The organism is Cesiribacter andamanensis AMV16, assembly GCF_000348925.1.
Classification (GTDB): domain Bacteria; phylum Bacteroidota; class Bacteroidia; order Cytophagales; family Cyclobacteriaceae; genus Cesiribacter; species Cesiribacter andamanensis.
The window spans coordinates 1-11934 of sequence record NZ_AODQ01000134.1; the positions used below are offsets into that span (position 1 = coordinate 1).

An 11934-nucleotide genomic window follows, 5' to 3' on the forward strand; every position below is an offset into this window, starting at 1 on the left:
CTACCCCCACACTGCTGGCATAACGCTCGCCCAGCAAGGAGGGCATTCGAGGGGTTTAGCCAGCAATTGCGACAGCAGCACGCCCTACCGCCACCGAGGGGCAGCAGCACCCGCAGCTCGGGCCAGGTAACGCCGCCCAGGCTGCCGAAGGTCCAGACCAGAAAGGCCTGCACTTTTTCGGCCCCGCTGTAGAATTGCAGCACACTAACGACCGCCCCGGCAAGGCTGCCCACCATCAGGCCCAGGATCAGCAGCGCCATGCTATCCTGCAGGCGCAGGGCCGCCAGAAAGATGAGCACCAGCACCCCGGCCGAGCCCAGCGCTGCCGCCCCGGCCGTAAGCCAGGGCAGCCAGTCGGGTGCCAGAAAGGCCCCTACTCCCAGGCTGCCCGCCATCAGCAGCAGCGCCACGCCCAGGCTGGCCCCCGAGCTGATGCCCAGCACAAAGGGTCCGGCCAGGGGGTTGCGAAACAGGGTTTGCATCTGCAGGCCGGCCACCGCCAGCCCGCTGCCTGCCGCTACGGCCGTAAGGGCTTTGGGCAGGCGAAAATCCAGTACAATGGTCTGCCACATAGAGAGATCGGCCGATGCGCTGCCGCCCAGTATGCGTAAGAGAGAAGAAAAGGGAATGTGCACCGCTCCAAGGCTCAGGTCTGCCAGAAAAAGCAGCAGCAGGCCCAGCACCAGCAGCAGCAGGCGCCAGATCCAGCCGTGGGGCATCCAGCGAAGAGGGGGAGCGGATTGCATCTGGGGGGTAAACTTACGGATTCCGGGCCGAAGGGCAAAGCCCTATTCCTGCGGTAGCTGTTGGTAGAAATACAGGGCATGATGGGGCAGCAGCTCCGGGTGCAGGATCCGGATCAGATCGGCCAGCACCAGATCGGGGCGGGCATAGCCCAGCTCCAGGTACTCCAGGCCGCCGCCCGGATTTTTGCGCCGGCTGTAGGTATAGACCTGCCCCTGTTGCCATGCCCTGAAGCGGGTGTAGCGCTCATCGGCAGCGGCCAGCGCCCGCAGGCTGGGAGTATCCGCCACATTGATCCAGAAGGGGGCGGCATGTGCCCGGCCATAGACCCCCTCAAAAGGAAGCGGCAGGCTGCCGGCCGATTCCGTATCAGCCCAAAGGTAGTCAGCACCCGCATCGGCCAGAAACTGAGCAGCCCAGCTCTGCCCGCCAGGCATATACCAGACATCGCCATAGACCAGCCCGCTAAAAACGCCAGGGCGTTGCTGCACCCCACGGGTCAGGCTTTTGAGAGAATCATACCGATGGGCGATCTGCCCAAAAACCGAATCGGCCTGTTGCTCCCTATTGAAGAAGGCAGCCATGAACTTAATCCACTCGGCCCGGCCCAGGGGGCTGGTCTCCAGAAAATCGGCATTGAGCACTACGGGCACCCCGGTGCGGTGCAGCAGTTGCAGGCTGCCATCGTCGGGCCCCATGCCAAAGGCCATGATCAGGTCGGGCTGCAGGGCCAGCAGCTGCTCGGGGCTCATGCCCTGCGTGCTGCCGATGTTGGTGAGCTGCCCCCCTTCCAGCCGCTGGCGCTGAGCCGGGCTGCTGATGAATTCCGCCTGGGCAAAGCCTACCAGCGTATTGGTCTCCCCCAGCATGTCCAGGGCAGGCAGGTGCGTGGTGCTGAGGCTAATGAGGCGCTGCACCGGAATGCGCACCACCGCATCGGCCGCTACCCCTTCAGGCAGGGCCTGGCCCCGGGGCAATAGCAGATAGGTGTAGGGGCGGATAGCCCCGGGAAAAGGCTGTTTTACCTGCAGCAGTTTATAGCCCGGATGGTACTCCAGCGTAAAATTTTGGGCATGGGCAATGCGGCTCTCTTGCCAGGCCGCTTCCGCAGCCGGGGCACCCCCCTCTTCGGCAGTCCGCCGATCATCGGGCGAGCAGCTGGTCAGGAGCAGAGCAGAAAAGAGGGCAGGCAACAGCAGGCAGCGCAGGGCCGCTAGTAGGGGGTGCAGGATCATGGGGCTAAGGTACAAAGGCCCCGCTACGCATGCAACGCCCGGGCCAATTGTGAATCTGCCCCCATCTCCGTAGTTTTACCCCAATGAGCCCTATACGCCGCCCCCGCTTATCTGCTGCCGCCTATGCCGAGGGCGTGCTGGCCGGCGACCGCCTGCTGCTGAGCCGCGCCATTACCCTGGCCGAAAGCAGCCTGCCCGACGATCAGGCACTGGCCCGGCAGGTGATGGACCAGATCCTGCCCCATACCGGCCGCTCCATTCGCCTGGGCATTACCGGGGTGCCGGGCGTGGGCAAGAGCACCTTTATTGAGCGCTTTGGCACCTACATTACCGGCCTTGGCAAAAAAGTGGCCGTACTGGCCATAGACCCCAGCAGCCAGCGCAGCGGCGGCAGCATTCTGGGCGATAAGACCCGTATGGAACAGCTCTCGCACAACCCCCTGGCCTACATCCGTCCCTCGGCGGCCGGCAGTGCGCTGGGAGGGGTGGCGGCCCGTACCCGAGAGGCCCTCTTGCTGTGCGAAGCCGCCGGCTTTGAGGTGATCCTGATCGAGACCGTGGGGGTGGGCCAGAGCGAAACGGCCGTGCGCAATATGGTTGATTTTTTTCTGCTGCTGATGCTGGCCGGCGCCGGCGATGAGCTGCAGGGCATCAAAAAAGGGATTATGGAAATGGCCGACGGCCTGGCCATTACCAAGGCCGATGGCGCCAATAAGGGAGCTGCCCGCCAGGCCCAGGCAGCCTACAAAAATGCGCTTCACCTCTTCCCCCCCACGGCCAGCGGCTGGATTCCGCCCGTGCTTACCTGCTCGGCCCAGGAGGGCAACGGCCTGGAAGCCATCTGGGAGATGATTGAAAAATACGAGCGCCACAGCCGCCAAAAGGGCTATTTTGAGCATCAGCGACGGCAGCAGAACCTGGCCTGGATGCACAGCGCGCTGAAAGATCAGCTAAAGCAGTACTTTTACAGCCATCCGGCTGTGGCCGGCCAGCGACAGCGGCTCGAGGAAGAGGTAAAAGAGGGGCAGACGGGCGCCTTAGGGGCTGCCCATCAGCTCTTTAGCCTTTTTCGAGAAAGCATGCGCGACTAGCAACTCCTCCTTTTCCCTACCGTACTAGAATAATTGATTTACCACATGCGTTTACGCTACATGATGCGCACCATTCTCCCGCTTTTGCTCCTGTTTGCCTTTTTCACCTTTGCCTTCTGGGCCTGCCAGGAACCCGAAAAGCAAAAGCCAAGCCTTGCTGCCGAATTTCCCGAACAGACCAGCCACGATGCCCGGCTGAACCTCAACAATTACATCCTGTACAAAAAGCTGCACAAGTGGAATGATAATCTCTATTTTCTGGTGATGAGCTGGGGTACCGACAGCACCGGCGGCTATACCATTCTGATGGCCGACAGCACCACCGGCAACTATGTTTCCTTTGCCCAGCATCACCAGGGAGGCGTGGTCCAGAGCTGGATCAATGATTTTGACCGGGACAGCCTGCCCGAGATCGGCATTGTAACCCGCAGCCAGAACAAGCGGCAGTCTGGCCAGATGCGCCTGCACGAGCTCAGCCGCAACTATACCTTCGAAACCATAGACATGCAGCCCCTGAGCGAGCAGCTCAGTGCCGATTATGAGGGGGGTGATATCTTTTACCCCCAGACCGGGCAGGTAGTGCGCGAATTCAGAACCGTGGGCTTTGACTCGGCGGCCCAGGAAAAAATTGTGCGCCGCATCGTGTATGAGCTAGACAACAACCAGCTGATTGTTACCGAATTTGAAAACCAGCTGGATGAATCCGGCGACAGCCCCTCAAAAGACGAAAAGGAGATAGAGGAGCAGGACTAAACCTGCCCGCCAGGGCCAGGCGCTTAGGAAGCAGCAGGGGTGTTGGGGAGCTGCAGCTGTACGCTGGTGCCCTTGCCCTGGGCCGAACTGAGGCTGATGCTGCCCCCCATGCGCTCTACCACCTCCCGGGCAATGTAGAGCCCCAGGCCGGAGCCACTGCGGTACTCATCGGCCCGGTAGAACATGTCAAACACCTTTGGCTGGTGCTCCTCCCGAATGCCGGTGCCATTATCCCGGATGTAAAAAGAGGCTTCTTTAGGGCCTATCTCCCCTTCCAGCCAGATGCGGGGCTGGCGGGCAATGTTCTTGTAACGGATGCAATTGGAGATCAGGTTTCGCAGCACAATGCGCAGGCGGGTAGGGTCGGTAAAAAAGGGAGCATCCTTCCGGAGCTGCAGCGAAACTTCTATATCCCCAAAGGTATCCTGATGGGCAAACTCGTCCAGCACTTCCTGAAGCAAGGCTTCCGGATCGGTCTTTACCACCTGAAGGCTCAGGTGCACATTGCGGGAATGGTCTACAATATCCCGGATAAAGCCATCGAGCCGCTGCAAGCTATGGTCCATCATCATGCAGAGGCGGTCCAGCGCCTCCGGTTTGCGGGCATCCATGCGAATGAGGTTGATGAGCCCCATCATGGAGGTAAGCGGCGCCCGCAGGTTGTGCGAGGCGCTGTAGACAAAACTGTCCAGCTCCTGCTTGGTCTTGCTTAGCGACTTGTTCTTTTCCCTGAGGGCTTCTTCAGCCTCCTTCAGACGGGTGATGTCGGTAATGGAGCCCAGATAGCCTACCACATTGCCCTTGCGGTCGGTTTCGGAAATACTCTGCCCAATTACCCAGGCCAGCTCGCCGGTGGCGGGCTTCTGGTAACGGTAAATGGTTTTCACTTCTTCTACCACTCCTTTTTTATCATACCAGTCCCGCACCAGCAGGGGTGCATCCTCGGGGTGAAGTGCCTTCTGCCAGCCCGTACCCATGGCCTCCTCCGGGCTCAGGCCGGTGATCTGGCAGAAGCGGTCATTTACATAAATGCAGTTCTTTTCGGCATCGCAGCGAAACACCCCCACGGGGGTCATGCGCAGCAGGTTGCGCAGCTGGTGGTAGGTAAGTTTACCCTGCTCTTCCTGCTGCCAGGCAAGCTCCTGAACCACATCGGAATGGAGCCGGCTCAGAGCCTCGCTAAGCTGCTCGAGCTTGTGCTCATGCACAATATCGGCTACCCCTGCCCGTATAAAGGCAATGGCCAGATCCTCGCCCAGGGGAGGGCATACCAGCAGCAGGCGCAGACGGCTGATGAGGGATGTGTGTTGCTGAAGTGAGTGCAGCAGGGTTTCAGGCTGCTCCAGGGTATGCAGCACCACAACATGTGGGGCGCTGAGGTGCAGATAGTCGGAAAGCTGAGCTATATCTTCTAATAGTGCAATTTCAGAATCTTCATGTTCTGCTGTTATCCTTTTTTGTAAGGTGGCAGCAAAGGGCCTGGATTCTCCTATTAAAACGATGCGTATTCTGCTCAACAACTTCCCACGTTTTTGTTGAAGCCTAAAAAACAGGAAAAATATAAAAAGGAGCAAATTATAAGAGAAAAGAATACGGTTATCCCTTTTTCTTAGCCCCGTAGTTCTTCTGCTCTTTTCATCCGCTACAGCAATAAAACACGCTGATCATGTGCCACTTACATTTTGCAGTCATTTCTAATTGCCCTAACCATTTGCGCCCTATTTTTTAAAAAATTAAGCTACCTATTGCTTGCAGGCAGCCCTGCCGGCCATAGCCCTGAAGTGCAGTTGCTGCCCCAATCCGGCTGAGGCTAACGGGGCGCTTATCCTTTATCTTCCGCCAGGTCTATAAACCACATGCCCTGCTCGCTCTGGGCATGAGCCGAAAGCGCATAGTGTCGCAGCACTTTCCGGCCCAGCTGCAGCGGCACCGGCTGGCTGAAATAGGGAGCATGGGTAACAAAGGTATGAAACTCGCCCTGCTCGCCGCAGGGATCGCAGCCCTGGGGCAGCCCGGCAATAAAGGCAGCATCATAGGCACGGCCCACAGCCTCCTGCCCAAAAAAGCGGGTACTGGCCGCACACACCACCGCCGAAATTCCCTCCTGTAGCAGTTCAGCCGCCAGGCGGTTGGTAGGCAGCTGCCAAAGGGGGTAGTAGCCCTGCAAACCGGCCTGCTGCAATAGGCCCTCCCGGTAGGTACGCAAGTCTTCCAGGTAGATATCGCCAAAGACCACCCCCTCAACCCCTTGCGCTTTTAATCCGGCATAGAAGTCCAGCATGGCTTTTTCATAGGCCGCATTGGTGGCATCGGCCGGGATCTCAAGAAGGGAAAGTGGCAGCCCAATTGCCCGGGCCTGGGCCTCCACCAGCGCTGCCGGGGTGCCGTGCATGCCCACCCGCCGCAGTCCGGTGCTAAGGGTGGTATGCAGGTGTACAACCTCCAGCTGATTGGTTTGTAAAGTTTTATAAAAAGCCAGAGCAGCGTCTTTTCCGCTGCTCCAGCTAATACTTACTTTTGGCCGGGTCATCTAGCGAAGAATAAGCTGATACGGTATTACCCCTGCCGGCTCTGTATCCAGCTCGGTGCCGTTGGCGCTCAGGCGCAGGAGCGTTCCCGGCTCTACGCCGGCGGCAATGCCCAGGTAAATATCCCCTTGCTGCGGATCGATCCAAAATACCCGAGCGTTGTCCTGCTCCAGGATCTTGACAGGCTGTGCATGGCCACCCCCTATAGCAAGGGAGTAAAGGGCATTGTAGGTCGTGCTCCAATCGGCACTGTATTCCTGCGTCAGGAAATAAAGGGTATTGTCTACAAGCTGCCATTTGGTGGCCGATGCCGGCAGGCTGTACTCGTGCAGCAGCTCATAGGTAGCAGAGTTGTAGGCAAACAGGCGACTGCCGGCCAGTACCCAAATCTGCCCGTTTGCGGATTTGAGGAGCTTGGAGGGGCGGGCAGTGGTTTTGATCTTACGCGCTATTTCCAGCGTAGTGGTATTGATGATGGTAAGGGTATCGGTAGCGGAGTTGGCTACCCACAGGCGGTCACCTTCCAGCAGCACTCCTTCCGGACCAGCAGGCACGGCAATGGAATGCTCCAGCTGGCCGTTGCTGCGGTTTATAACGGCTACCGAACTATTCTTTAGCGACCAGTCCGATTCGTAGGGGCCCCAGACCGACACAAAAATGCGCTCCGGGCTAAAGGCAGCATAGCGCGGTGTGGTGAGGCGCCCGGCATCCTGCAGCATCCATTTTTTCTCCAGGCTGCGGGCACTGGCCAGAATCAGCTTATCCGATACATTGGTGATGATCAGCAGGCTGGTATCTTCAATGCTTACACTTTCTACAATACCGCCAAGGGTTTCGCCATTCTGTAGGGCGTAGGCATTGCGCACCCCCTTCAGACTATCGGTATAATAAAGGTCCAGGGAGCCATTGCCCTGACTAAAATTGCCCTGGTTTACCAGCAGCAGTGCCCGGGCATCGGAGGCGGCAGGGGGCTGGGGCTGTTCATCGGTACAGGCCGTAACAAATAGCAGGCAGCTACTCAGCAGGAGCAGCCATAAAGTGGTAATTCTCATGGGGTAGGAGATAAAATAGAATAGGTAATACTTAGATTATAATGCCGGCCGGGCATGGGCCGGCGCTCATAGTTCTGATACTGGTGATCCAGCACATTGCGTGCCTGCAGTAGCAGGGAAACAGAATGCCGGCGCCACTGCAGCTGTTTGCCGGCGCTTAGGTCCAGCAGCCAAAAGGGCGGCAGACTATTAAAAGGATCTTCCTCACCGGTGGTAAAGCGCCGCCCTACATAGGTGTGATTCAGCTCGGCCAGCCAACCCTTGCGGTGCCAGCGCAGCCAGCCCCCCGCTTTCCAGTAAGGAGTAAAGGGCAGCTGGCGTCCGGCCGTGCGATCAAAAGCATGCAGAGCCAGGCGATTTTCGGTTCGGGTATAGGCGGCGTTGGTACCCAGCGACCAGCCGCCGGCATGCTGCCAGTCCAAATTTCCCTCCCAGCCCCGACTGTACACCTGCTGTATGTTGCGGGGGCCCCAGCCGGAGAGCGGTTCACCATCCGGGCCGGGCACTACGGTAGGCAACCACAGAATCCAGTCGTCTATCAAGAGCCAGTAGCGGGTTGCTTCTGCCTTTGCCTTGCCCCCAAACAGGGGCAGGGCGTTGGTTGCCAGTCCGCCCTCGGCATGCCAGCCCTGTTCGGCCTTTAGCTCCGGCTTGCCAAACCAGGGCCAGAAGCGGTCGTTGAGCGTAGGCAGGCGGTAATGCCGGCCAGCGGCAGCCTTAAGGGTAAGAAAGGAAAACAGCCCGGCTTCGCTGCCAAGCGAAGGGGCCAGTGGCGCCCATGCCCCATCGGCCAGCACCTGGCGGATGGTAAAGGTGTTGGTCCAGCGGCTATGGGGCTGCCAGCGCAGCAGGGCAAAAGATTCCAGCCGGATTTCGGCTGCCTCATAATTGGCATTGGTAGCCTGGCGCCGGCTCCATTGCCCGCCGGCCTGCAGCCGCCAGCTTGGCCCCAGGTCTTGCTCCCAGTCGCTTTTGGCAATGAGCTGGCGGGAAATAAACTGGGCTCCATTATAGACCAGCTCATCGCTGAGCCAGCCCAGCTGTGCCTGCCATTGGCCCTGCTTCACCACCTGCTTGTATTGCAGGTTTAGCCGCAGGGCTTCCTGCTGCTGCTCGTCGGTACCCATAATACTGCCCATGGGGGGCTGGATCTGGCGCCAGCTGCGGTTCCACCAGCTCTGCAGTCCCCACTCCCGCTCAGCAGCAGGTTTAAAGCCAAGCTGGGCCACTACCCCCTCCTGCCAAAAGGCGCTATGGGTATTTTGCTCCCGGGGCCTGGTCCGCAGCAGGGTATTAGTATAGGGAAAATCATTGTCGGCGCTCTGGCGATACAGACGCAGGTCGGTCTGCCAGCGTTGTCTGGTCCACTGCCCGGCCAGGCCGCTGAAACGAGCGCCAAAGCTGCCTGCCTCCTGCCTCGCCCTAAGCCCCCAGCCCTGCTGCCAGTGCTGGGGGCGGGTTTGCAGCTGTATGGTGCCCCCTAGCGCATCGGACCCATAAAGCGCACTGCTGCTCCCCCATTGCACCTGCACTCCTTCCAGGGCAAACACCGGCAGTTGCGAAAAATCGGTCTGGCCCAAAGTAGGGCTGTTGAGGTTGAGGCCGTTCCAGAGTACGGCCGTATGGCTGCTGCCGGTGCCCCTGAAGCTGATGGTGCTCAGCTGGCCCGGGCCGTACTCGCGCAGGTAAATGGGGGTGCGTTGTTGCAGGAGGGAAGCAAGCGTTTGCCCACGCTGCAGTTGCAGGCTTAGGGAATCCAGCTTTTGATGCTTGAGGCCCGCAGTGAAGGGGGCATGCAGCAAAGCCGTTACCTCAGCGGCGGGCAGTACGTTTTCCTCTCCTGTCTGCCCCTCAGCCAGGTGGGGAGCGGCAAGGCATAGCAAGCCTATGAGTAAATAAGGCCACAGGCCGTCTGCCCTACACGAAAAGGGTACGGGGGCCCAGGTGCAGGTACACAAAAATCCTCTGGAAAGCAGTGCGTATAGCATAGGTGCTCCTGGCCTTTCACCCGAAAGCCACGGTTAAGTAAGGATCTTTGGCAGGTCTCCTGGCTTACGCCCTTACCGTTGCCTTCCCATTTGCCCAGAGGCAGAACAGTGGCCGAAGTGGTACGGTAGCTTAGCGGCGTTTACAGTTGCGGGGACAGCTCTTGTTTTTCACAAGATTCCCTTTTTATCCGCAGAGAACGATACCCTCTGCAGAACCAAAATCCGGTGTAAAGATAAGGGGAGAATTTTAATGTGCCAGCGCATGCAGGAGCAAAATGTTAAACAAAGGGGGGGTTGGACATTTGACAATAGACAATGGACGATGGACTAAAGACAAGGGGCCGGCAGTTGCGTAACTACCGGCCCCAGTCCATTATCAAGTTTATCCCCTATTGCGGGCTACCACTTTAGTCTAGTATCCATTGTCTATCGTCCAAACACCCCCCCCTCTTTGTTGGTGTTTCACCTACAAATCATTTATCAGCCAGACGGAAAAGTTGTTGGTGAAAACACCAACAACAGGAGCCAGCACCTACAGCGGAATCAGAGGCCGGCATAAGCATAGGGGGGCCGCCAGCACATCCGCTACCGACCCCATATCCATTGTCTATTGTCTATCGTCTATTGTCTATAACCTGCTCCAGGGAATCCTGGCGGGCGCGCTCCCGCTCCCGGGCCTGGCGGCGGAAGAAACCGCGGAAGAGGATGTTGCTTTGCAGGGCTTCCATGTTCTCATCCAGCTTGCGGCTGGCATCGGCGGCATTGCGCATGGTGCGCTGCAGGTTGTTGGCAAAATTGGGGTCTTTTAGGAGTACCCCTACGGCATTATCATCGCGCTGCAGTTGTTGGGAGAGGGCCTGCAGCTCCTGAGTGGCCTGTGCGGCATTTTCGGTGGTGTGGCGGATGTTATCGAGGGCCGTGCTGTAGGTGCCGGCAAAAGAGGTATCGTTCATCAGGGTGTAGACGGCCCCCTGGCGGTTATTTTGCAGCTTGCTGATCATCTGCCCTACCTCGGTGCTCATGCGGCTGGTGCGCTGGCTGGTGGCCTCCAGGTTGGCCAGGGTAGCCCTGAAATCATCGGCTACGGTGGTATCCGACAGCAGCATGCCTATGGTGCCCTGCCCATCCAGCAGACGCTGGGTTACCTGCCCCAGGTTATCGGCTACGGTAATGAGCTGCTCGCCGGCATCGCGGGCCAGGTTAATGATATCTTCGGTGCTGGTCATGTACTTGGTGCCAATGGTATCGCCATCGTTTATGGGCTGGCGCATAACACCGGGCTCAATCACAATAATGGCGTTGCCCACCAGCCCCTCGCTGCTCAGATAAGCCTTGGCATCCCGGTTGATAAAGCGCTGGTCTCTTTCCCGAATTTTCAGACTCACCAGCACCAGCGAATCGGAGGCGATCTCCACATCCCGCACGGTGCCGATCTTTACTCCGCTCAGCCATACGTTGTTGCCGCGTTGCAGGCCGCTTACGTTATTGAAGAGCACATGCACCGTAATGTTGGCATTGAACAGGTTGCGGGCACTGCCGATAAAAAAGATGCCTACCAGAAATACAATGACCCCTATCAGCACAAAAAAGCCCAGCCGGGCGTTGCGTCTATTCTCTTGCTCGCTCATGTTCTTTTAAATTGTAGTATTCCATAAAAGTGCTCAGCAGGGGATTTTGCGTAGTCAGCAGCCCTTCAAACGGACCGTTGTAGCCTACCTCCCCTTCATGCAGAAACACCACCCGATCGGCCGTGGTTTTGGCGCAGGTGATATCGTGGGTAATGATGATGGACGAAGTGCCGTATTTGCGCTGCACCTCTACCATCAGCTGGTTGATCTCTTCTGAGGTAATGGGGTCCAGACCGGCGGTGGGCTCGTCGTAGAGCATGATCTCGGGCTGCAGAATAAGGGTGCGGGCAATGCCAATCCGCTTTTTCATTCCTCCGGAAAGTTCGGCCGGATACTGGTTTACAGTACGCTCCAGGCCCACATCGGCCAGGGATTCCATTACCTTTTCATTTAATATTTTGGGATCATGAATATCCAGGTTGCGTTTCAGGGGAAACTCCAGATTTTCCCGGATGGTCATCGAATCGTAGAGGGCACTCATCTGAAAGGAAAAGCCCACCTGCCGGCGCAGCAGCGTAAGTCCGTCCTTATCCAGCTCCGGAACATTCTTACCCAGCACCTCTATGCGGCCGGCATCGGACTGTATCAGGCGGATGATGCATTTGATTAGCACGGATTTGCCGGTGCCGGAGCGGCCCAGCACCACCAGGTTTTCGCCCCGGTACAGGCTAAGGTCTACTCCGCTCAGAATGGTGCGCTCCTCAAAGGACTTGTAGAGTCCCCGGATGCGTATTACCTCCTCCCGTGCTGCAGGGGCCTTATGTTCCGCGGAAGAATTCAATAATTTGAAGGGTTAAGAGATCCAGAATAAAAATCATGAACATAGAGGTCACCACCGCCGTATTGGCCGCCTTGCCTACGCCTACCGTACCTCCGCCGGAATTGTAGCCCGTATAACAGCTAATGAGCCCAATG

At 58.1% G+C, this 11934-nt stretch carries 11 protein-coding genes and 1 riboswitch; of the genes, 2 read left to right on the forward strand and 9 right to left on the reverse strand.

Annotation, left to right across the window (positions count from 1 at the left end):
- Positions 1–746: FecCD family ABC transporter permease (locus ADICEAN_RS17705; protein ID WP_236612951.1), on the reverse strand; the 746-nt coding region annotated here is incomplete at its 3' end.
- Positions 747–788: 42 nt separating this feature from the next.
- Positions 789–1979 (reverse strand): ABC transporter substrate-binding protein, encoded by a 1191-nt coding sequence (locus ADICEAN_RS17710; RefSeq protein ID WP_009197029.1) that lies wholly within the window; start codon positions 1977–1979, stop codon positions 789–791.
- A gap of 83 nt (positions 1980–2062) precedes the next feature.
- Here ADICEAN_RS17710 and meaB point away from each other — a divergent pair, with 83 nt between their 5' ends.
- Positions 2063–3070 (forward strand): methylmalonyl Co-A mutase-associated GTPase MeaB, encoded by a 1008-nt coding sequence (gene meaB, locus ADICEAN_RS17715; RefSeq protein ID WP_009197030.1) that lies wholly within the window; start codon positions 2063–2065, stop codon positions 3068–3070.
- Positions 3071–3115: 45 nt separating this feature from the next.
- Complete coding sequence (locus ADICEAN_RS21530) at positions 3116–3823, forward strand: hypothetical protein (protein ID WP_009197031.1); 708 nt, start codon at positions 3116–3118, stop codon at positions 3821–3823.
- 23 nt (positions 3824–3846) lie between these two features.
- On the opposite strand, the gene ADICEAN_RS21535 is transcribed toward ADICEAN_RS21530, so the two are convergent.
- From ADICEAN_RS21535 to ADICEAN_RS17755, 7 genes are all read right to left on the reverse strand, one after another.
- Positions 3847–5184, reverse strand: coding sequence for a PAS domain-containing sensor histidine kinase (locus ADICEAN_RS21535; RefSeq protein WP_009197032.1), 1338 nt, complete (start codon positions 5182–5184; stop codon positions 3847–3849).
- 461 nt (positions 5185–5645) lie between these two features.
- Complete coding sequence (locus tag ADICEAN_RS17730; RefSeq protein WP_009197033.1) at positions 5646–6353, reverse strand: Dph6-related ATP pyrophosphatase; 708 nt, start codon at positions 6351–6353, stop codon at positions 5646–5648.
- Positions 6354–7403, reverse strand: a complete 1050-nt coding sequence (locus ADICEAN_RS17735) for a DUF5074 domain-containing protein (protein ID WP_009197034.1) — start codon at positions 7401–7403, stop codon at positions 6354–6356.
- A complete protein-coding gene (locus ADICEAN_RS17740; RefSeq protein WP_040397992.1) occupies positions 7400–9286 on the reverse strand; it encodes a TonB-dependent receptor in 1887 nt (628 codons plus the stop codon). The genes ADICEAN_RS17735 and ADICEAN_RS17740 overlap by 4 nt, the downstream gene beginning before the upstream one ends.
- A 137-nt stretch (positions 9287–9423) precedes the next feature.
- Positions 9424–9626: riboswitch (cobalamin riboswitch) on the reverse strand.
- A 379-nt stretch (positions 9627–10005) separates the two neighbouring features.
- Positions 10006–11019 (reverse strand): MlaD family protein, encoded by a 1014-nt coding sequence (locus ADICEAN_RS17745; RefSeq protein ID WP_009197036.1) that lies wholly within the window; start codon positions 11017–11019, stop codon positions 10006–10008.
- Positions 11000–11800, reverse strand: a complete 801-nt coding sequence (locus tag ADICEAN_RS17750; RefSeq protein ID WP_009197037.1) for an ABC transporter ATP-binding protein — start codon at positions 11798–11800, stop codon at positions 11000–11002. The genes ADICEAN_RS17745 and ADICEAN_RS17750 overlap by 20 nt, the downstream gene beginning before the upstream one ends.
- Positions 11778–11933: an ABC transporter permease gene (locus ADICEAN_RS17755; RefSeq protein ID WP_394330771.1), complete on the reverse strand. Its 156-nt coding sequence runs from the start codon at positions 11931–11933 to the stop codon at positions 11778–11780. The genes ADICEAN_RS17750 and ADICEAN_RS17755 overlap by 23 nt, the downstream gene beginning before the upstream one ends.
- Position 11934 lies beyond the last annotated feature (1 nt).